At 59.0% G+C, this 20,724-nt stretch carries 16 protein-coding genes; 6 read left to right on the top strand and 10 right to left on the bottom strand.

Annotated elements, in window-relative coordinates; all coding sequences use genetic code 11:
• Positions 1–102 precede the first annotated feature (102 nt).
• From ACZ6YA_RS02065 to ACZ6YA_RS02055, 3 genes are read right to left on the bottom strand one after another with little or no spacing between them, the layout of a single operon-like run.
• Positions 103–1,518: an efflux transporter outer membrane subunit gene (locus ACZ6YA_RS02065; RefSeq protein ID WP_465895096.1), complete on the bottom strand. Its 1,416-nt coding sequence runs from the start codon at positions 1,516–1,518 to the stop codon at positions 103–105.
• On the bottom strand, positions 1,502–2,668 hold the full coding sequence (locus ACZ6YA_RS02060) for an efflux RND transporter periplasmic adaptor subunit (RefSeq protein ID WP_465895095.1): 1,167 nt from the start codon (positions 2,666–2,668) through the stop codon (positions 1,502–1,504). The genes ACZ6YA_RS02065 and ACZ6YA_RS02060 overlap by 17 nt, the downstream gene beginning before the upstream one ends.
• Positions 2,661–5,858, bottom strand: a complete 3,198-nt coding sequence (locus ACZ6YA_RS02055; RefSeq protein WP_465895094.1) for an efflux RND transporter permease subunit — start codon at positions 5,856–5,858, stop codon at positions 2,661–2,663. The genes ACZ6YA_RS02060 and ACZ6YA_RS02055 overlap by 8 nt, the downstream gene beginning before the upstream one ends.
• Positions 5,859–6,040: 182 nt before the next feature.
• Between ACZ6YA_RS02055 and ACZ6YA_RS02050 the strand changes: the two genes are divergently transcribed.
• Positions 6,041–6,451, top strand: a complete 411-nt coding sequence (locus ACZ6YA_RS02050) for a PA0061/PA0062 family lipoprotein (protein WP_465895327.1) — start codon at positions 6,041–6,043, stop codon at positions 6,449–6,451.
• A 77-nt stretch (positions 6,452–6,528) separates the two neighbouring features.
• Here ACZ6YA_RS02050 and fecE read toward each other — a convergent pair whose 3' ends face one another.
• The 7 genes from fecE to ACZ6YA_RS02015 form a co-directional block, all read right to left on the bottom strand.
• The gene (fecE, locus tag ACZ6YA_RS02045) at positions 6,529–7,314 is read right to left on the bottom strand and encodes a Fe(3+) dicitrate ABC transporter ATP-binding protein FecE (protein WP_465895093.1); all 786 of its coding nucleotides are present in this window, start codon (positions 7,312–7,314) and stop codon (positions 6,529–6,531) included.
• A 4-nt stretch (positions 7,315–7,318) separates the two neighbouring features.
• The gene (locus tag ACZ6YA_RS02040) at positions 7,319–8,287 is read right to left on the bottom strand and encodes an iron chelate uptake ABC transporter family permease subunit (RefSeq protein ID WP_465895092.1); all 969 of its coding nucleotides are present in this window, start codon (positions 8,285–8,287) and stop codon (positions 7,319–7,321) included.
• Positions 8,284–9,279 carry an iron-dicitrate ABC transporter permease FecC gene (gene fecC / locus ACZ6YA_RS02035; RefSeq protein ID WP_465895091.1) on the bottom strand — a complete coding sequence of 332 codons (996 nt, stop codon included), beginning with the start codon at positions 9,277–9,279 and terminating at the stop codon, positions 8,284–8,286. The genes ACZ6YA_RS02040 and fecC overlap by 4 nt, the downstream gene beginning before the upstream one ends.
• A complete protein-coding gene (locus ACZ6YA_RS02030) occupies positions 9,276–10,196 on the bottom strand; it encodes a Fe(3+) dicitrate ABC transporter substrate-binding protein (protein WP_465895090.1) in 921 nt (306 codons plus the stop codon). Before ACZ6YA_RS02030 ends, fecC begins: the two co-directional genes overlap by 4 nt.
• Positions 10,197–10,321: 125 nt before the next feature.
• On the bottom strand, positions 10,322–11,248 hold the full coding sequence (locus tag ACZ6YA_RS02025; RefSeq protein WP_465895089.1) for a GntR family transcriptional regulator: 927 nt from the start codon (positions 11,246–11,248) through the stop codon (positions 10,322–10,324).
• Positions 11,249–11,315: 67 nt separating this feature from the next.
• Positions 11,316–12,623, bottom strand: coding sequence for an MFS transporter (locus ACZ6YA_RS02020; RefSeq protein ID WP_465895088.1), 1,308 nt, complete (start codon positions 12,621–12,623; stop codon positions 11,316–11,318).
• Positions 12,624–12,711: 88 nt separating this feature from the next.
• On the bottom strand, positions 12,712–14,031 hold the full coding sequence (locus tag ACZ6YA_RS02015) for a CitMHS family transporter (RefSeq protein ID WP_027615666.1): 1,320 nt from the start codon (positions 14,029–14,031) through the stop codon (positions 12,712–12,714).
• 73 nt (positions 14,032–14,104) lie between these two features.
• On the opposite strand from ACZ6YA_RS02015, the gene ACZ6YA_RS02010 reads away from it, so the two are divergent.
• From ACZ6YA_RS02010 to ACZ6YA_RS01990, 5 genes are all read left to right on the top strand, one after another.
• Positions 14,105–14,266, top strand: coding sequence for a hypothetical protein (locus tag ACZ6YA_RS02010; RefSeq protein ID WP_465895087.1), 162 nt, complete (start codon positions 14,105–14,107; stop codon positions 14,264–14,266).
• 60 nt (positions 14,267–14,326) lie between these two features.
• Positions 14,327–16,954, top strand: a complete 2,628-nt coding sequence (locus tag ACZ6YA_RS02005; RefSeq protein WP_465895086.1) for an aconitate hydratase — start codon at positions 14,327–14,329, stop codon at positions 16,952–16,954.
• Positions 16,954–18,102, top strand: coding sequence for a 2-methylaconitate cis-trans isomerase PrpF (gene prpF / locus ACZ6YA_RS02000; RefSeq protein WP_025755077.1), 1,149 nt, complete (start codon positions 16,954–16,956; stop codon positions 18,100–18,102). Before ACZ6YA_RS02005 ends, prpF begins: the two co-directional genes overlap by 1 nt.
• Before the next feature lie 71 nt (positions 18,103–18,173).
• Positions 18,174–19,394, top strand: coding sequence for a lactonase family protein (locus tag ACZ6YA_RS01995; protein ID WP_465895085.1), 1,221 nt, complete (start codon positions 18,174–18,176; stop codon positions 19,392–19,394).
• Positions 19,395–19,467: 73 nt separating this feature from the next.
• Positions 19,468–20,721, top strand: coding sequence for an OprD family porin (locus ACZ6YA_RS01990; protein WP_465895084.1), 1,254 nt, complete (start codon positions 19,468–19,470; stop codon positions 20,719–20,721).
• Positions 20,722–20,724: the final 3 nt, after the last annotated feature.

Below are 20,724 nucleotides of genomic sequence, written 5' to 3'. Positions count from 1 at the left end.
ACGCTGCATTACGGTTTCTGGCCAGTTCGTTCAGTACCACGGCTGAAAAAAGATTGTGGATCCCCCTCCCGCTGACAATGTTGCAAATGAACTTACTACGCATCAGCTTGGCTGCTGAGCCCACCCGCCGCCAAGCGATACCATCAAGCCAATGCATGCTTCTACCTGCTTAGTCTGAAGCCGTTGAAGATCCTGCTTCGTCTGCAGTGCATCCAGCTGGGCAGTGATAACGTCGAGCAAGCTTACTGCTCCCTGCTTGTAGCTATCCATGGCAATGCTTTCTGCTGCTGCGGCGGCACTTGCGGCGGTTTTCACGTCCCTGGCCTGTTGAGCAAGGTCGCTGATCTGAGCCAGGTTATCTTCAACCTCCCGCACAGCATGAAGCACCTTGCCATGGTAGGACGCTGCAGCCTCCTCGAACTCAGCCAAGGCTTTTTGCTCATCAGCGTATCGTTTTCCCCCATCAAAAATGGGCAACTGCAGTACAGGGCCTACCGCCCAGAAGCGGTTAGCCGAAGCCAACAAGCTTCCAGCCCCCTGGGTTTGTCCGCCGACAAGTCCCGTTAGACTGAAGTCTGGATACCACGCCGCTCGGGCAACACCGATGTTGGCGTTGGCCGCATATACACGTCGCTCGGCGGCTGCGATATCGGGTCGACTCTGCAGCAGCTTGCTCGGCAGATCGTGCGGTATCTGGGGTGGCTCCAAGAGCGCCTGATCATCAGCAAGCGAGAACTCGCTGGGCAATTTACCCACGAGCTCTGCTATCGCATGTTCCGCCAGGCGGCGCTGGGCTACGACCTCATCCACCTGCGCGTTCGCCTCTGCCAGCCGCGCCGTTGCTCGGTCGAGATCCAACTCGCTCGCTATATTTCCTTGGAACCTATCTTGGATGAGCGTGAGCAACTGAGTCCGATGTGCCAGCGCATCACCCAGTAGATGACGCTGTACATCCAAGCCACGCAATCGAACATACAGCACAGCCAGTTGCTTCTGCAGGCTCAATCGCGCCGCAGCCAAGTCATCCTCAGAAGCCTGGGCTTGAGCGTCACCTGCGGCTACCTGGTTCCGAAGCTTCCCCCAGAGATCGAGGTCGAAGTTCAAGCTCAGCCCAGCGGTATCACTGTTGTAGATTGATGGCTGGGTATCACCACGCAACGGCCGACGGTCCGACTGCCGCTGTCGTAGCGGGGCGATACTCGCGCTCGCTTGCGGCCAAAGGCCGCCATGCAAGCCTTGCGCGTAAGCTGCGGCCGCATCGTAGTGCGCCACTGCAGCGGCGAGGTCTGGATTCGACGCTTCAAGTTGCACCTGGAGCTCATTCAACCGCTTGTCTTCGAATAACGTCCACCACTGCGCGGGCAATTTCTGTTCTGTGCCCACCATCTGCCAGGCACCTACACGCTCGCCATAATGAGCTGGCAATTCAGCCTGAGGCACCTGGTAATGAGGGGCCAGCGAACAGCCCTGCAAGGCCAGGATCAGCAGAAAGCCGGAACACTTAAACAGAGGGCTCATGTGCACCTCCCGAGGTCACGCTGTGCACCGCATCATTGTCCCGAAGAGCATCTGGCGGATTATCTACCACCTCGTCTTTCAAGCTCAGCCCACGATCAACGATCAGCTTGCTTCCCAGGTCCTGAGCGATATGGATACTTCGAAGATGCGCCCTACTCTGGGCGTCAAGTACCGCTACCTGCGGCCCTTGGGCCCTGAAAATAAGGGCGCTGGCGGGAATACTCACGGCCTGGGCATCATTGCGCAAAGTGATGTTGGCATTGGCATAGTCACCCGGCAGCAAGGCGCCATTGGTGTTCTCAACCGCGTACTGCGCTAGCAGCGTGCCAGAGCTTTGATCGACCGCCGTAGAGGTCCCGAGCAACGCGGCTGAGTAGGTTTGACCGGGGCGCTCCGGTACCGAGAGATGCACCTGCATGCCTGGCAAGATTTGGCTGGCGTAGTTCTGCGGTACCGGTACGTACAAACGCAGGCGGCGGGTGTCGGCAATGTCGAACAGCGAAGTGGCGTTATCGCTGTCGGCCTTGATCAGCTGGCCGATCTGCGCGTTGCGGGCGGTGATGGTGCCGGTGAACGGGGCGCGGATGGTCTTGTAGGCGGCCAGGTCCTTGAGGCGCGCATATTCGGCGTGCGCTGCTTCCGCATCGGCATTTGCCACGGCGGCGGCAGCGACCTTCTCGTCTACCTCTTGGCGCGACACCGAATGACTGTCGAACAGGTGCTTCCAGCGTTCGGCAGTGCTCTGTGCCAGCGAGGCACTGGCCTGGTGCTGCGCCAGTTGCGCTTTTGCCTGAGCCAGTTGCTGGTCGAGTTCGGGGCTGTCGATTTCCGCTAGCGGCTGACCGGCCTTGACCGCGGTGCCGATGTCCACCTGCCAGCTTTTCAGGTAACCGCTGACTCGGGCATTGACCCGCGCCATGTTCCAGGCCTGCAAGTGCGCGGGCAGGCTCAGGGTTTCGCCGGCAGCATTCATGGATGGGGTGAAGGTCACCACGGCCGGTGTCGTCCGGCTTTCGGTCCAGGCCTGCACTGCAGCAGCCTGGTGCTGACGGGCATACACCCCCAGCACGACGACCAGGGCCGCCAAGCCCAGGCCGGCGCCTCCCATGAGCTTCAGGCGCCGACGATCAGCTAGGGAGCGACTAGGCATGCAGGTTTTCTCCAACGACAGCGTGAGGGGTTGAGCGGCGGTGGGCCAGGCTGAACACGACGGGGACGAACAACAAGGTGGCGCAGGTGGCGACGATCAGGCCGCCGATTACCGCGCGGCCCAGGGGTGCGTTCTGCTCCTGCGACAGGGCCAGCGGCAGCATGCCGATGATCATCGCCAGGGCCGTCATCAGCACCGGCCGGAAGCGGGTGAAACCGGCCTCCATGGCAGCCTTCATGGCATCGCCATGCTCGGCCAGGCGCTCGCGGCAGAAACTGACCACCAGCACCGAGTTGGCGGTGGCCACGCCCATGCAAAGGATCGCCCCGGTGAGCGCCGGCACCGACAGCGTGGTGCCGGTGATGAACAGCATCCAGACGATGCCGGCCAGCGCGGCGGGCAGCGCGGTGATGATCACGAACGGGTCGACCCAGGACTGGAAGTTGACCACGATCAGCAGGTAGATCAGCACCACCGCGCCCAGCAGGCCGAGGCCCAGGCCGTGAAAGGCTTCGTGCAACGCGGTGATCTGGCCGTGCAGGCTGACGGTCGCGCCTTTCGGGCGTAACTGCGCAGTGTCGTCGATGACGTGCTGGATGTCTGCCGCGATGCCGCCCAGGTCACGGCCCTGGACGTTGGCGTACAGGTCCAGGGTCGGGGTGATGTTGTAGTGGCTGACCACGTCGGCGGTGTCGGTGCGCGCCAGGCTGGCGATGCCGCCGAGGACGGCGGTGTGGCCGTTGCTGCCGGTGATAGGCAGCGCCTCCAGCTGGGCGATACTGCTCATGCGGTACTGCGGAGTCGAGCCGACCACCGAATAGGACACGCCGTTGGCAGGGTTCAGCCAGTAGGTCGGCGCGGTCTGCGAGGTGCCGGCCAGCGAGGCGCCGAGGCTGCTGGTGACGTCACGTTCGGTGATGCCCAGCTCGGCAGCGCGCTTGCGGTCGACGTTGACCTGCAACGACGGGTAGCTTTCCGACTGCTGCAGGCGAAGGTCGGCGATGCCGGGAATGTGCTGCAGGCGGCGCATGAGTTCCGCGGCGTAGGCACGGTTGGCTGTGTCGTTCGGCCCGGAGACCTTCACGTCCAGCGGTGCCGGCGAGCCGAAGTTGAGGATCTGGCTGCTGATGTCCGCGGGCAGGAAGGCGAAGGTGGTGCCGGGAAAGGTGTCCGGCAGTACCTCGCGCAGGCGCTTCACGTAATCGGCGGTCGGGCCGTGGCCGGGTTTGAGCGAGACCTGGATGTCGCCATCCTGCGGGCCGACCGTGCCGCTGGTGTTGTAGGCCATGTCGATGCCGCTGATGGGCAGGCCGATGTTGTCGATGATCGAGTTCACTTCACCGGCCGGCAGCACCTCGCGGATACGGCTTTCGATACGGTCGAAGGCCGCCGCGCTTTCCTCGATGCGCGTGCCCAGCGGGAGGCGCACATGCAGGGCCATGGCGCCGGCGTCGGTCTCGGGGAAGAAGTCCTCACCCAACGTAGGCAGCAGCGCGAAGCTGGCCAGCACGCAGGCGAGAAAGCCCAGCAGGAATCGCTTGCGGTTGGCCAGGGCCAGTTCCAGCAGGCCCTGGTAGCCATCACGCAGGCGCGAGAAGCCCGCCTCGAAACCGGCCTGCAGGCGCACCAGCGGGTTGGCCGACTTGTCGCCTTCATGGTGGTTGAGGTACGCGTCCTCCGGGTGCCGCCCCTCGCCCTGCTCCACCAGGTGCGGCTTGAGCAGGAACATGGCCAGGGTCGGCACCAAAGTGCGCGACAGAATAAAAGAGCTCCCCATGGCGAACATCACTGCCAATGCCATGGGCCGGAACAGGTATCCGGCGATGCCCTGGAGCATGAACATCGGAACAAATACAACGCAGATGCACAACAGTGCCACGAACGCAGGGCCGACGATCTGTTTGGCGCCATCGAGGATCGCCTGCCTGACCGTCTTGCCTTGTTCGAGGTGCCAGTTGATGTTTTCGATGGTCACCGTCGCGTCGTCGACCAGGATACCCACGGCCAGCGCCAGGCCGCCGAGGGTCATCACGTTGAGGGTCTGCCCGCTGACCGCCAGCAAGGCGATCGCCGACAGCACCGCCAACGGAATCGAGGCGGCGATGATCAGCGTCGAACGCCAGCTGCCGAGGAACAGCAGGATCATGGCGCTAGTGAGCAAGGCGGCTATGATGCCCTCGCGGGCCACGCTGCCGACCGACTCTCTGACCACAGTTGAAGCATCCCCGAGCAGAGAAGTCTTGAGTGCCGGAGGCAGGGTTTCGCTAATGCGTGGCAGCATGCCGCGAATGCCATCGACGATCGACAGGGTCGAGATGTTGCCGTTCTTCAATGCCGGCATCAGTACTGCGCGGTGCCCATCCACACGCACAATATTGGTTTGCGGTGGCGCTCCGTCACGCACATGGGCCACCTGGCCGATGGTGATCTGTGCGCCGTCGACGACCTTGACCGGCAGATCGTTGAGCTGGTCGATTGCGGTTGGACTGTTGTTCAACAGCACTGTGAATTCGTTGCGACCTATTTTCGCCGTGCCCACCGGAATAATCTGGTTCTGCGCGGCCAGCGCATTAGCCACATCCTGAGCGGACAAGCCCTTGGCCGCCAGGGCCTGCGGGTCGAGGTCGAGGGTGATTTGACGCTCCTTCCCCCCCATTGGGGTCGGCATCGACAGGCCAGGCACAGAGGTCAGCGGCAAGCGGATGCTGTTCTGCACCAAGTCGCGGATGCGCGCTTCGGAAAGCGTCGGGCTGGAGAACGCCATCTGCAGAATCGGAACGGTCGAAGCACTGTAGTTGAGGATCAGTGGCGGCGTGATGCCGGCCGGCATCTGCTTGAGCACCGTCTGCGAAACAGCGGTGACCTGTGCGTTGGCAGTGCGGATGTCGACGCTCGGCTGGAAGAAGATCTTGACGATGCCCATACCCGGCAGCGATTGCGATTCGATGTGTTCGATATCGTTGACAGTAGTACTAAGCGCGCGCTCATAGGTATAGACAACCCTGCCCGACATTGCGTCCGGAGCAAGACCTGCGTACTGCCAAACAACCGCAATAACGGGTATCCCAATATCTGGAAATACATCGCTAGGCGTGCGTACTGCCGCCAAAGGACCCACTATGCAAATCACTATCGCCAACACTAAGAAAGTGTAAGGCTTGTGAAGTGCAGTTTTCACTAGACCGAGCATGCCGAGTCTCCGAAACTTGAATCGGCGCAGTCTTCCACGAGATCTAAAAACTCTCGGTTAAACCTCCATTAAAGTAAATTTAGGAAATCTATGGCGAGTCTTCACTTGCCGCCATCGATTGCACCGATCATCATAGAAAAATCAATCACAGCAGCATCTGGGGAAATCGTATGGGGATCAAAATGTGCACAAAATGGCGACTAGTGGTACCACTACTCGGGGTCTTGAGCACCCTGGGCGGCTGTGCCGGCCAGATGCCAAAAGCCAGTGCGGACGAGGCCTGGATAGGCCTTAAGGAGGAGCCAACGACGACTGTAATGGCCGAGACCGTGGATGGCAAGCGGCTCGATGATGGTCGATTCTTTGAGGTATCGGCAGGCAAGCATACGCTGGGAGCTACGCTCTTTGTGGAGGGCGAAGGCGACAGCAACGGCGCCACCTGCAACGCCAGCGTCACCTACCAAGACTTTAAAGCAGGCAAGCACTATACATTGGTAGAAAGCAGCCTGGGCCAGGATTACAAGGTCACTTTATATAATGCCGCAGATAAGCCTTTGGCGCACTCGCCAGATGTTAACTGCATGGCTGGATGATTCAAGCTTTACGTCTGCATCCATGATCCTCAACAAGCAAAACAAGAGAGGAATCATGCAGACAAACCACTTTCTTACTACTCCCTCGAACTCCTCTCCACCACGCACATAGGCGTACCTGAAACAGGCTCATTGATAATTTGAACCTGCACTTCAAAAACCCCTCTTATCAAGTCGACACTCATAACTTCAGTGGGACTACCATTAGCCACAAGTATTCCGTTGCGCATTACCGCAATGTGATCTGCGTACCGACATGCTTGATTGATGTCGTGGAGCACCGTAATGACGGTCTTCCCTTCCCTAGCCAGATCTTGCATGAGGTCAAGCAGCTCAACCTGATGGCAGATATCGAGGTAGGTCGTAGGCTCGTCCAACAACACCACTTCAGTATCCTGAGCAAGCACCATAGCTAACCAGGCACGCTGACGCTGGCCGCCGGACAGATCGGAAAGTGGACGGAATGCGAGCGCCTCCAGCTCCATCCGCTTGATCGCTTGATCTACATGCCCCTTGTCCGCTCCACTCAGCCGCCCCCAAAAAGAATTGTGCGGACTTCTGCCGTAGGCAATGAGCTGACGGACACTCACCCCTTCAGGGATTGGCAACACCTGCGGCAGGAAAGACACTCGACGTGCGAGCTCTTGGTTTTTCAAGCGGGGCAACGGACTTCCATCGACCGACACCGACCCAGCCGAGGGCCGGATGATTCCTGCGAGGGCTTTGAGCAATGTCGACTTTCCACAGCCGTTTGGGCCGATCAACGCAGTGACCTTTCCAGCCGGCGGTGAGAAGGACAGCCCTTTGACAATCGGTGACGCGCCATACCCTACGTCGACGCTGTGTGCCTGAATAATGCTCATGTCTTTAGCTCTTGAACCGTGACAGCAGCCACAGGAAATAAGGCGCACCTATCACTGCGGTGAAGATGCCGGCGGGAATCTCGCTGGGTGCAATCAACGCTCGCCCGATCGTATCGGCCAAAACCAGCAGCACTGCACCGATCAACATCGCTGCAGGAATCAGATGTTGGTGATGACCACCAACGAGTCGCCGGGCCATGTGAGGCGCAACGAGCCCGATGAAACCAATGGGGCCGATGATCCCCACACCTACACTGGTCAGGAGCACGGCGCAGCCGATTGCCACCCCCCGATTAGGTCCCATCCGCACGCCCAGGCTATGCGCCGCCTCATCTCCCAAGGCGATGAGGTTCAAGGACTTCGCCAACAGCATTCCCGCCGGGATCAACACCAGCAGCGGCGTGGCTAGAGCCACATGGTGCCAGTTCCGCCCCCAGATGCTGCCAGTGAGCGCGAGTAAAGCGGTATTGATATCCAGAGGATGGGACAGAATCAAAAACTCGGTAATGCTTGCCAACGTGACCGCAATAGCCACCCCTGACAGCGCAAAGCGAACGCCTGAAAAGCTGATGCCCGCGTTATAGCCGATCAGCAGCAATGCTCCCGCAGCTCCGCCGGCGCATGCAATCAATGGGAACCAGATAGGCGAAATTTGCGCCCAGCCAATGATCGCCACCGTAAGCGCCAAGCCAGCCCCCTGCGTGACACCAAGGATCTCCGGCGAAGCGAGCGGATTACGGATCACACCTTGGACGATGGCGCCCGCCAAGCCGAACGCTGCACCGACCAGGACAGCAAGGATTGTCCGAGGCAGACGGTGATTCCACACCTCAAAGTCGGCGCCGTCGTGAGCGACCAGCCGCTCAATAACTGTCTCTGGCCTCAACCAGGTGGTTCCAATGCTCAAGCTGGCGAACGCCGCCAACGCCAGCAAGCCGACAAGAACTGCCAGGCGAATGCGACCCACGCTCATAAGCTGCGCCTTGCGAGAAACAGGAAGAACGGCGCACCAACAATCGCAGTGACAGCTCCGGCGGGTGTTTCGGCCGGGAAAGCAACCATGCGCCCAACCAGATCAGCTGCCAAGACGATCACAGCACCAAGGGCGGCACTCAGCGGTACCAGCCAACGATAATCGTTGCCCAGGAACTGGCGAAGAATGTTGGGAGCAATCAACCCCACAAACCCAACCGGCCCCACAGCGCAGACACTAGCCCCAACCAGTAGCAGACTGATCGCAAACACCTGCAATCGCAGCGCAGTGATGCTCACTCCAAGTGATCGAGCTGCATCTTCGCCCAGATTGATGAGGTTCAATCGAGGCGCGAGCATCAGTGCCCACAATGTACCCACCAATGCGCACGGCCAGAGTATGTTCAGCTGCGCATCAGTGACGTTTGCAAGCGAACCCGCTAGCCAGTTCAGTACGCTCTGCGCCTGGGCTTCGACCAGAATGACTGTGAGCCGGGTGAGCGCAGCGCACAGTGCCGCCACGGCCACTCCTGCCAATACCAGGCGCCCTTGCGACGTGCTTTGTGACCAAGCACCACCAAGGCTAAACACGGTAACCCAGGCCAATGCACCACCAATGCAGGTCATCAGCAAAGCACCACCCGGGAACATAGGCGCAATCAATCCGGTAGAGAACAAAGCCAGACCGGTAGCCGCACCCGCGGTCACCCCGAAAAGCGAGGGTGAGGCAAGACTGTTTCGCGTGATGCCCTGCATCAACGCCCCGGCAAGCCCGAGACTCCCTCCCACCAGTGCTGCGCAGAGAGTGCGAGGCACACGGATTTGTGAGACGACGTAGGCCATGTTTCCACCTACGGTCCCTTGATGCACCAAACCATTCCAGGCATCACCGGCTGTCAGCGTAAAGGGTGACCAGGTGAACAGCGAGAACCAAAACAACCCTGCCCCAACGAGGAGGGTCATCGCACTGGCAAGTAGACCACGGTAACTCATTGGCTACGGGCGACCCGGGGACCTTTCAGTGCAGCCAAGGCCTCGTCCGCGATCTGCTCAGATGCCATCACGCCGCGGTTCCGTGCCCACGTATCACCGTCAACATCGACCACATGCTGATCACGCACCGCAGAGAGAACGCTCCACAGCGGTTGCTTGCTCCAGGTATCAACAAGGCTTGGGTGACGGTAGTGCCCCACCAGAAGCCATGATGGATTCAGGGCCAGCAACTGCTCCAAACTTACAAATTCCGTAGGTGCAGCCCCCTGGCGGACAGCTGGAACGGTGAGGCCAATAGTGGACAGCACGCTGCCGGCATACGACGCCGGGCCATGCAGAGAGAAACTGCTTTCACGAGCGACACCAAACAGTACGGTAACCCCGGACGGGATTTGCTTTGCCACCTCAGCAAGGTGGGCACGGTTTTCAACGATTCGCTTTTCCATCTCAGGCCCTTTGCCCAGCGCTACACCAATCAGCTGAGCTGACTTCAGGCTTCCTTCGTAATCCTCTCCACGAGATGGTAACAACAGAGTCGGAGCGATATGGGACAGGTCGTCATAGAGCGCTTCGTGTCGATTCAGGTCAGCCACAATCAAATCAGGCTTGAGCGCTGCAATCTGCTCGATGCTTGGCTGCGAGCGCAGCCCAACCGACGTCCACGTTCCAATGACGTCGCGAACCTTGGGCAGCACCCGTTGCGCATCGCCGTCATCAGCGGCACCGACGGGAGTAACACCTACGGCAGCCAAGCTATCCAAAAACGAAAATTCAAGGACCACCACGCGCTTCGGCGCATCCGCCAGTTTGACTGTGTGCTGACCATCATTCACTTCGATGGGGGCTGCATGACTGATGCAGGAGAAAGCAATCAACGCGCAGGAAAAAAGAATCCTGACTGGTGCGGGGGTTCGCATAGTGGTCCCTTGGTGACGTCACTCTGCCGGATATCGACAGGTGCGCAGCGGATGGGCGCACGCTGACGCATAGGGTCAGCGATGCGCGATTTAATGCGGAAAGACAACTTCACAAAACAAGCGGCTCAGGCCGACTCAACAGCAGCCTCAACAGGCAGCTCAACTGCCTCAAACAACTCAGCTGCGACTTTATGCCGGCGAGCTTGCTCCAGATGCTTACGCATATGGTCAGCTGCTGCCAGCCGATCACCTTTCTCAAGGCAAGCAAGGATCGCGAGGTGCTCGACCGCCTGCTCTCGGCGAGGAGCGCGCTTGCTAGCCTGACGGTACTCCACCAAACGGCGAAGCTGGTCGAGACGACGAACCGTCTGGACGTGAAATCTATTGCCGGAAAAACTGGCAAGCGTCTCGTGAAACTGAGCATTCGATTCGAATAGCTCCTGAGGCGTCATGGTCAGGTATCCGCCATCTGCAATGAACTGCTGCTGTTTCTTACAGCGAGCCAAGGCTTCTGTGTCGACCATGAACGTTGGGGCAAGGAGTCCTGCCGGCTCAATGATCGCTCGGAAGGAATAGCTTTCTTCATAGGCTTCGACGGAGTCGATCATCGGAAGGAATTGCCAGCCTTGGCCGGTACGCTGCTCAATCCAGCCTTCTTGCTGAATGCGGCTCAACACCCCACGCAGCATATAGCGTGAAATGTTGAATAAACGCATCAGGTCCGTTTCAGCAAACTGCTCAGGAATCTGTCCGTTCAGTCGCATCACCGCGATCTGCTGATAGATCGGGTCGTCGATGGAGACCGACAGATCTTGGGCAATTTCAGCCAGATCATCATAGGGCTTGGCCAGGAAAAAACCGCGATTGCGATCCTGACTCAGCATTCCTCGCTCAGCCAGGTAGTTCAGAGCAATCTTGATAGGAGTCCGAGACGTCTTCAGAGCCTTGGCCAGTCCTAGCTCCGAGACATGATGCCCCGCAGCCAGTTGTTCTTGGCGAACATAGGCAACGATATCGCGAGCTACGCGGGCTTGAAGAGGCGTCAGATTCATATCTTTTCCGAGTTGGGGCATGGGATTGTGGGGCTCTTACCAAGAGACGAGCCCCACAGCACCTACATTATGCCTTTTGCGGGCTCATTTCCAAATGGGGTTCGGTCTCAACTGTTGGCGGAACCATTGGCTTGCGAGTCATAGTCAGTGCAATAAATGCACCAGCCACTAGAAGGATGCCTGCGATCATGAAGGCCCAGTTGTACGAGCCTGTGGCCTGGACAACGTAGCCGGTGACGATCGGAGCCGCCACACCGAAGAGGTTGCCGCCGACAACAATGAACGCGACCGCACGACCCACATCCCCGGCACTTGGCAGCAGATCATTGAGCAGGGAGAAATTCAGCGAAGTGGTCGAGGCAATACCTGCCAAGGTCAGCGACGAAATCAAAACCAGCGATCCAGTAGAGTCAGCGAATGGCACCAAAAGGATGCAGCTCGCAATCAGCATCGAGATTGCAATTACGTTGCGGCGCTTACCCGAGCTCACACCCCCGCCACGAGTCAGGTACCAGTCACTGAGTTTGCCCAGACCGATGCAGAGCACAACAGCCGCAGCATAAGGGATGGCAGTCACCAGACCGCTTTTTTCCAGCGTCAAATGACGTTCTTGCTGAAGGTAGCTCGGCAACCAGGTTAGGAATAGGTATTGGGTGTAAACGTTGCAGCCCTGGGTCAGAGCAAGCCCCCAGAGAGTCGGAGTCTTCAGCAGGCGCTTGAGACCATACGGAGCGACTGCATCACCACCCGCTTTGCCACCACCGGAGCGCGAGTCAAGGATGGTTTTACGCTCTTGGCTGCTCAGCCACTTCACATCTTCAGGCTTGCCGTAGAAAAGGTACCAAGCCAACAGCCAAACGAAACCGATGCCACCGGCAATTACGAAGGACCAGCGCCACCCAACACTGGCGACCAGCATTGCAAGAACGATCGAGCAAATCGCTGGCCCAGCGTACGAGCCGCTGTTGAAAACAGCGGTGATCGTGCCGCGTTCCTGGCTCGGGATCCACTCACGAATCACCTTAGCCCCGACTGGGTTGCTGACCGATTCACCAGCGCCCATTACAAGCCGCGCAGCCAGCAGCGAAGCGAAGTTCATCGCTGCCCCGGTCAGCGCCGTAGCAGCCGACCACACGAGAATGCCAAAACCACCGATGCGCTTGGCGCCGTAACGGTCGATCAGCAGACCAACAGGAATCAGGAAGAGCGCATAACTCCAGATAAATGAGGAAAAGAGGTATCCCATGCCGACTGCACTGAGATTGAATTCCTCGGCGATTGGTTTGGCAGCGATGGACAGGGCAATTCGGTCCATGTAATTGATCATCGCCAGAGAGAACAGAAATACAGCAATCCAGGCTCTACGGTACGGCATGGTTACACCTTTATTTTTCTAGGCGCGGTTGCGCCGGCTACAAGCACCGGCAGCCGACCGCCGGCAGAGCCGACGGCCAGCCACCGACTCACGAAGCTGAGTGATAGAGCGGGAATGCTCCGAACATCACGCCACCTACCAGCATGGCCATGCTCACCAGGAGCGCCCACTTCAACGCAAAGCGCTGGTGGTCACCCAGATCGACTTTTGCCAAAGCCACCAGCAGGTAGAGCGAAGGAACCAGCGGGCTGAGCAAGTGAACAGGCTGACCAACCACCGATGCCCGGGCGATCTCCAGATGCGAGATTCCATAGGTAGCGGCGGTCTGGGCGATCACTGGCAAGATGCCGAAGTAGAAGGCATCGTTGGACATGAAGAAGGTGAACGGAATGCTGACCAGGGCAGTGAACACCGCCAGGTATGGGCCAAACGCATCAGGAATGACTGCCAACAGCCCCTTCGCCATTGCATCGACCATGCCGGTGCCCGAAAGGATGCCGGTGAAGATGCCTGCGGCGAAAATGACCGAAGTCACCGCGAGAACGTTGCCCGCGTGAGCGGAGATACGCTCTTTCTGCTGCTCCAGGTGTGGGTAGTTGATCATTACCGCGATGGCGAAGCAGACCATGAACAGCACCTGAATCGGCACGATACCCGCCATCAATACGCCAATCATCGTTGCAGTGAGCAACAGGTTGGGCCAGAACATATGCGGGCGGCGATTGCGATCGCACTCCTCATGCGAACCATTACCCAGCGCGATAGAGCCGTTGTGGAAATCATCCACGGCAATCACGCCCAGGCGAGCACGCTCACGTCGACCCAGCAGAATTGCGATGAAGAGCAAGCAGGCGCAGCCCAGCAGCATCGACGGCACCATCGGCAGGAAGATGTCCATAGCATCGACATGCAGCGCAGCCGCAGCGCGGGCAGTAGGGCCGCCCCACGGGGAGATGTTCATGATGCCGTTTGCGATGTTGACCACGCAGGTCAGGCCCAGAACGCTCATTCCCAGGCGCTGATAAAGTGGCAAAAATGCGGCGACCACGATCATGTAGGTAGTGGAACTGTCGCCATCCAAGGACACAAGCATGGTCAGAATCGTAGTTCCGACCAATACCTTCAGCGGGTCACCCTTCACGATCTTCAGGATGCAGCGCACCAATGAATCGAACAGCCCCGCGTCGATCATGATGCCGAAGTAAAGAATCGAGAAGGTCAGCATGACGCCAGTCGGCGCCAGAGTCTTGATGCCGTCGAGCATCATCGTGCCCAGGCCAGCATAGAAGCCACCAATCAGGGCAAACACGATCGGCACCACAATCAGGGCGACCAGAGCGGTCAGCCGCTTGGTCATGATCAGGTACATGAAACAGGTGACCATCGAAAAACCGAGCACGGTCAGCAGCATGGCTCTCTCCTTATTTTTTTAGTGCCGCGAAGCCAGGCTTTTAGCGGTACGAAGCGGAAGGAGCGGACTGATGCCGGACGGATTTACGGTAGGTCTGATTGCATTTCATCTTGAATTTCCTCGTTTTTGTCTTTGTGCGGGAAAGGCTGGCAGGCAGATCAATGGCCGGTCTTCAGGCTTCAAGGTGACCATTCGGCGCTCGGCCGAAGTTTTTCTGCTGGAGATAAATTGACTCAAGTTTAGACAAAGTGCAATATCACCTCACAAAAAACACGCCTGTGAGGTCCCCGGCATGAGCAAGCACATTGGCCAAACCCTGGCCGTAAACGGTCGCGACTACCGCGTCTGCAACGTATCTGAAGCTGTAATAGCGATAGGCGGCGACTTCGCCCGCCTGCCAATGAGCCTCCGGATCCTCGCTGAGAACGTCCTGCGTACCGAGGCAGAGCCGAACGAGGCGCTGAAAGTAATTTGCACTCGCTCTAAAAACAGCGACATCCCCTTCCGCCCCGCTCGCGTAGTACTTCAGGACCTGCTCGGCACCCCTGCCTTGGTCGACCTGGCCGGCCTGCGTGACGCAGTAGCAAAAGCAGGCGGTGATCCACGCCAGGTAAACCCGGTCACCCCTACTCACCTCGTCGTGGACCACTCGCTGAACGTAGAGCGTTGGGGTGATGCCAGCGCATTGGCCGATAACGAAGCTATCGAGCGCGAGCGCAATGCCGAGCGCTTTGCATTCCTCGACTGGTGCAACAAGGCCTTCAACAACCTGTCGATCGTGCCTTCCGGTAACGGCATCCTTCACCAGATCAACCTGGAGCGCCTGACCACCGTCATCGGTACACGCGAATCCGAAGGTGATCTGTGGGCCTTCCCAGATACGCTAGTCGGCACTGACAGCCACACCACCATGATCAATGGCATCGGCGTGCTGGGCTGGGGTGTTGGTGGTATCGAGGCAGAAGCCGCAATGCTGGGCAAAGCCCTGATGATGCGGGTTCCAGAAATCGTCGGCGTCCGACTGGAAGGCGTCCCGCCATCTGGCTACGTTGCTACCGACATCGCGCTTGCCTTGACCGAAAGCCTGCGCAAAGCCGGCGTAATCGGCAGCGTGTTGGAATTCCATGGCCCAGGCGTTGCCGCCCTGTCCTTGGCGGACCGTGGCACCCTGTCCAACATGGCTCCTGAGTTCGGCGCTACCGCAGCAATGTTCGCGATCGACGATCGCACCCTGCACTACCTGCGACTCAGCGGTCGCGGCGGTGAGATTGCCGAGCTGACCGAGGCTTATGCCAAGCATCAAGGCCTGTGGCACGACAGCCTGGAATCGGTCGAATACGACCGTGTGGTCACCCTCGACCTGAGCACCGTTGGTCGTGCGATTGCCGGTCCGAAACAACCTCACCAGCGCATCCTGCTGGGTAAAGGCGAAGCAGCAAAAGACATCCCTACCGGCCTGGATAACGGCTCGGTCGTGATTGCCGCCATCACCAGCTGCACCAACACTTCGAACCCTCGTGGCGTGATCGCTGCGGCCCTCGTCGCCCGCAACGCACTCAAGCGCGGTCTGCGTCGTGCTCCGTGGGTCAAGACTTCCTTCGCACCCGGCTCCAAGGTGGTCGCCGACTACCTGGACCGTGCAGGCCTGAACGTGGACCTCGACAACATGGGCTTCAACGTTGTTGGCTACGGCTGCACCACCTGCAACGGCATGTCCGGCCCCCTGCTGAGCAAAGAGATCGAGGACGAAATCCGCACTCGTAAGCTGGAGACCGTTGCCGCTACCTCCGGTAACCGCAACTTCGAAGGTCGCGTACACCCGCTGGCTCGTGAAGTGTTCATCATGTCCCCTCCCCTGATCGTGGCGTACGCGATCGCTGGCACCTACCGCATCGACCCGCAAGTGGATGCGCTCGGCACCGACGCCGAAGGCAAGCCGGTTTACCTCAGCGAGCTGTGGCCTTCGGATCAAGAGCTGGACGAAATCGAGAAGAAAGCACTGTCGGCCGACCTGTTCGACAAGGCCTACAGCTCGGTACCTCGCGAAGCGGGCGTCATCGCCTCTGACCTGCGCGCCGGCGTTACCGATCAGTACGCCTGGGACCAGACCAGCACTTACATCCGCAAGCCGCCGTACTGGAGCGATGAGCTGACTGCTACCGACCCTCAACGCGACCTGAAGGACATGCGCGTTCTGGTGATGCTGTCGGACAACATTACCACTGACCACATCTCGCCATCGGGCGCCATCCTGCCGGACAGCGACGCAGGTTCGTACCTCAAAGGCCATGGCATTGGTGTTGATGACTTCAACTCCTACGGCACTCGTCGCGGCAACCACGAAGCCGCACAGCGCGCCACCTTCGCAAGCCCCCGCCTGAAGAACGAGCTGATGACTGACGGCCGCGAAGGCCCTTGGACGCTGCTGCTGCCGGAAAACCGCGTGAGCACCGTGTTCGAAGCCGCCCAAGCCTACGCCGATCGCAAGCAGCCTCTGATCGTAGTGGCAGGCAAGGAGTACGGCAGCGGTTCGTCGCGTGACTGGGCAGCCAAAGGCCCTCGCCTGCTGGGCGTGCGCGTTGTCGTGGCCGAGAGCTTCGAGCGCATCCACCGCACCAACCTGGCTGGCCTGGGCATCCTCCCGCTGCAGTTCCCAGAAGGTGTAACTCGCAAGACGCTGGGCCTGACCGGTCACGAGAAGTTCTCGGTAGAAGGCATCAACGACACCTTCGCGCCTGGCGACAAGCTGCAACTCGTCATTGACCGTGCAGATGGCACCACTGAAAACGTAACCGTCACCAGCCGCCTGGATACGCATGAAGACGTGCGCTACTTCCGCCGCGGCGGCCTGCTGCCACAGCTGCTGGTAGAGAGCATGGACAAGGCTGGAAAAGCAAAGCAACTGGAAGGAGCAGTGTAATGACTCAAGTTCGAATCCCTGCCGTATTCATGCGCGGTGGCACCAGTAAGGGCGTCTTTTTCCTGGAGCAAGATGTTCCGGCTGCAGGCCCCGAGCGTGACGCACTGATGCTTCGCGTCATCGGCAGCCCGGATCCTTATGGCAAGCAGATCGACGGCATGGGTGCTGCCACCTCCAGCTCCAGCAAGGTCGTCATCATCGGTAAATCGGGTCGTACCGATTGCGATGTTGATTACCTGTTCGGTGCCCCGGCAATCGAAAACCCGGTGGTCGACTGGTCCGGCAACTGCGGCAACCTGAGCGCAGCCGTTGGCCCATTCGCAATTCGCCAAGGGCTCGTCGATGCTCCTCGTGACGGCATCGCTACCATCCGAATTTGGCAGGCCAATATTCAGAAACGCATCATCGCCCATGTCCCGATGAAGGATGGCGAGGTCGTTGAAGAAGGTGATTTCGTGCTGGATGGCGTCGCCTTCCCTGCTGCCGAAATCGTCGTGGAATTCCTTCAGCCTGGCGGTTCGGGCGGCAGCATTCTGCCAACCGGCAATGTCGTGGATGAACTGGATATCCCTGGCTTCCCAGGCTTGCCGGCAACATTGCTCAACGCAGGCAACCCGACGATCTTCGTCGATGCCCAGCGCGTTGGCCTGACCGGGACCGAGACCCAAGACCAGGTCAACGGCAACGCCGAACTGCTGCAGTCGCTGGAAACCATCCGCGCACACTGCACCGTGGCCATGGGTCTGGCGGCTACCGCTGAAGAAGCAACGCGCCTTCGCCCTCACACGCCGAAGCTCTGCCTGGTAGCTCCGCCGCAAACCTACGGCGCTGCCGGTGGCAAGACAGTCGAAGCCGGCGAGATCGATGTGATCGCCCGCATCCTTTCCATGGGCAAATTGCACCACGCAATCACCGGCACTGGCGCTGTAGCCGTTGCCGTGGCGGCCGCTCTGGAAGGCACGCTGGTCAACCGTATCGTCGGCGATATCGGTGAACGCCAAGTCAACATGGGCCACACCGCCGGCACCGTTGCCGTAGGCGCGCAGACCACCCAAGTCGATGGCAACTGGATTGTGGACAAGGCCGTCATGAGCCGAAGCGCCCGTCGCCTGATGGAAGGCTGGGTGCTCGTACCGTCGAAGTACTGATTGCTCAGCTACCGCCGACCTTTGAAGGTCGGCGGTACTCATCACAACAAAAACAACGATGAGATTTTGCTATGTGCCCATCACCGTTCTCACCCGCCATTACTCGACGCACGCTGCTCTCTTCTACTTCCATCGTCGCTGCGGCAACCATTCTGGGCCTGGGCGCGGGAGCGGCAGATGCCAAATCAGGACCTGAGAAGAACTCTATGCAGCCTGCCAACTCGAACAAAACCCAAATTGTCTATGTGGGCTCCAGGACCACTCGCGAGCGTAACGCCCGCGGTGCAGGCATCACGGTTTATCGACATGACCCGCAGACAGGTCGCTCCGAACTGGTTCAAACCGTCGGCGATCTGACCAACCCATCCTTCCTGTGCCTCGACCAAACCCAGAGCCTGCTGTTCTGCGTGCATGGCGACCAGTCTACTGTCAGCTCATTTCAAATTGAGTCAGGCAGCGGAACACTCACCAAGGTGAGCTCTGTTAGTTGCGAAGGGAACAACCCCGTCCACCTTACCGTGGACAAGAGCAACAAATTCCTCGCTGTGGCCAACTATGCCACCGGCAGCATTGTCATTCTGCCATTCGATAAGACCGGCCACCTGCAACCCGTCATCAGCAAATACGACCTTCCGGGCAACCCTGGCCCGCACAAGATCGAGCAGGCGAGCTCCCACCCGCACATGATCCCACGCGATCCATCGGGCCGCTTCCTGGTGGTCCCGGACAAAGGACTGGATAAAGTCTTTGTGTTCGATTTGAAGCAGAACGGGACCGCACTGAAGCCTGAATTGGCGCATGAAATCAAGACACGCGAGGGGGCCGGACCTCGACATGTGGTGTTCTCTCCGACCGGGTCATTTGCTTACGTTGTGAACGAACTGGACAGCACGATCACCAGCTACCGCTACAACCAGAATGACGGCTCCCTGGTTCCATTCCAGATGGTCCCAGCCCTCCCTCAGGACTTTGTAGGGGACAGCCGTGCAGCGGCGCTGGTCATGGCACCGGATGGAGTACATTTGTTCTCTTCCAATCGCGGGCATGACAGCGTGACCATCTATTCGGTGGATCAGCCTACCGGGAAGATCAACCCGATCGGCAACGTAGCTAGCCAGGGCAAGAAGCCTCGGTTCATGACTGCGTCCCCTAACGGTCGCTTCTTGTTCGTCGCTAATCAAGACAGCGACAACATCAAGACCTTCTCCATTAGCCCGAAAGGCGAACTGGCTTTGCTGGAGCATCAGATCCAGACCGGCAGTCCGGTCTGCATGATTTTCCGCACCGCCTGAACCTCTTTTTTTCCTGATCCTGGCGTGCCGGGAGGCACGCCTACACCTCACGTTCCAATTGATGGAGCAGCACATGCATAACAAAAACAAGATTGGTTGCAAGCTTCTTGCCGTTACTCCTTGCCTGGCCGCAGCGACGGCCTATGGGGATGGCTTTATCGACGACAGCAAGGTCACCTTGCAAACGACGAACTTCTACATCAACCGTGATTTCCGTGACGGTGCTGGCCAGTCAAAGCGCGAAGAATGGGCCCATGGTTTCATTCTCGATGCGAAGTCCGGATACACACCAGGGCCAGTCGGTTTTGGGGTAGATGCTCTGGGCATGCTCGGCCTGAAGCTGGACTCAAGTCCCGATCGAACCGGTACCGGCCTGCTGCCGACTCATGATGATGGTCGCGCAGCCGACGAGTTCAGCCGCCTGGGCCTGACTGGCAAGATGCGCCTATCCGCGACAGAGCTTAAATACGGCACTCTGATCCCCAAGCTGCCCACTGTTCAGGCCAACACTGGCCGCCTCCTCCCCCAGACCTTTGAGGGCGGCCTGCTCACCAGCAAAGAATTCGATTCGCTGTCCTTCATCGGTGCCCGCTTCGAGCGCCAAACCGATCGCGACTCGACAGACCGCGTACCGATCACACTCAACAACAAAAACCGTCGTTTCACAGGCAATGCCGAAGGTGACGCCTTCTGGCTGGGCGGTTTGGATTACCAGCTCACAAAAGACCTGTTGCTGACCTACCAGTACGCAGAGCTGGAGCAGGTCTACCACCAGCACTTCGTGGGCGCGAACTATTCGATTCCAGTGGGCCCCGGGAAGATCAAAGCTGATCTTCGCTACATGGATAGCGACAATGACGGTCGAGCTTTGGGCGGACGTATCGATAGCAGAGCAATTTCCGGCATGTTCACCTACAGCTTGGGCGGACATGCGCTTGGTCTGGGACTGCAAAAGATGAACGGCTCCACCTCCATGCCCTATCTCGATGGAACCGATCCTTACCTGGTCAACTTCGTCCAGCTCAACGACTTCGCCGAGCCCGGTGAACGTTCTTGGCAGCTGCGCTACGACTACAACTTCGCGGCTCTCGGCATTCCTGGCTTGACCTTCATGACCCGCTACCTGCGAGGCGATCAGGCCGACGCAGCGACCATCACCGGTGAGGGCCATGAATGGGAGCGCAACACCGAACTGCAGTACGTGGTGCAATCCGGTGCCCTGAAGAACGTATCGGTCCGGTGGCGTAACGCGAGCTATCGATCGAGCTTTGCACGTGGCGCGGATGAAAACCGCCTGATCGTGTCCTACACATTCCCAATTTTCTAACCC

It is taken from the genome of Pseudomonas sp. NPDC090752 (assembly GCF_055584805.1).
Note: the sequence above shows the minus strand (reverse complement) of the source record. Positions and strands in the feature narration are given on the sequence as shown.

Bases quoted from the DNA above. Each gene is read 5' to 3' on its own strand.
- ACZ6YA_RS02050 (WP_465895327.1), top strand. From the start codon at position 6,041: ATGTGCACAAAATGGCGACTAGTGGTACCACTACTCGGGGTCTTGAGC.
- ACZ6YA_RS02065 (WP_465895096.1), bottom strand. From the start codon at position 1,518: ATGAGCCCTCTGTTTAAGTGTTCCGGCTTTCTGCTGATCCTGGCCTTG.
- fecC (WP_465895091.1), bottom strand. From the start codon at position 9,279: ATGAGTTACCGTGGTCTACTTGCCAGTGCGATGACCCTCCTCGTTGGG.
- ACZ6YA_RS01995 (WP_465895085.1), top strand. From the start codon at position 18,174: ATGTGCCCATCACCGTTCTCACCCGCCATTACTCGACGCACGCTGCTC.
- fecE (WP_465895093.1), bottom strand. From the start codon at position 7,314: ATGAGCATTATTCAGGCACACAGCGTCGACGTAGGGTATGGCGCGTCA.
- ACZ6YA_RS02060 (WP_465895095.1), bottom strand. From the start codon at position 2,668: ATGCCTAGTCGCTCCCTAGCTGATCGTCGGCGCCTGAAGCTCATGGGA.
- ACZ6YA_RS02005 (WP_465895086.1), top strand. From the start codon at position 14,327: ATGAGCAAGCACATTGGCCAAACCCTGGCCGTAAACGGTCGCGACTAC.
- ACZ6YA_RS02055 (WP_465895094.1), bottom strand. From the start codon at position 5,858: ATGCTCGGTCTAGTGAAAACTGCACTTCACAAGCCTTACACTTTCTTA.
- ACZ6YA_RS02010 (WP_465895087.1), top strand. From the start codon at position 14,105: ATGCCGGACGGATTTACGGTAGGTCTGATTGCATTTCATCTTGAATTT.
- ACZ6YA_RS02030 (WP_465895090.1), bottom strand. From the start codon at position 10,196: ATGCGAACCCCCGCACCAGTCAGGATTCTTTTTTCCTGCGCGTTGATT.
- ACZ6YA_RS02020 (WP_465895088.1), bottom strand. From the start codon at position 12,623: ATGCCGTACCGTAGAGCCTGGATTGCTGTATTTCTGTTCTCTCTGGCG.
- ACZ6YA_RS02040 (WP_465895092.1), bottom strand. From the start codon at position 8,287: ATGAGCGTGGGTCGCATTCGCCTGGCAGTTCTTGTCGGCTTGCTGGCG.
- ACZ6YA_RS01990 (WP_465895084.1), top strand. From the start codon at position 19,468: ATGCATAACAAAAACAAGATTGGTTGCAAGCTTCTTGCCGTTACTCCT.
- prpF (WP_025755077.1), top strand. From the start codon at position 16,954: ATGACTCAAGTTCGAATCCCTGCCGTATTCATGCGCGGTGGCACCAGT.
- ACZ6YA_RS02025 (WP_465895089.1), bottom strand. From the start codon at position 11,248: ATGAATCTGACGCCTCTTCAAGCCCGCGTAGCTCGCGATATCGTTGCC.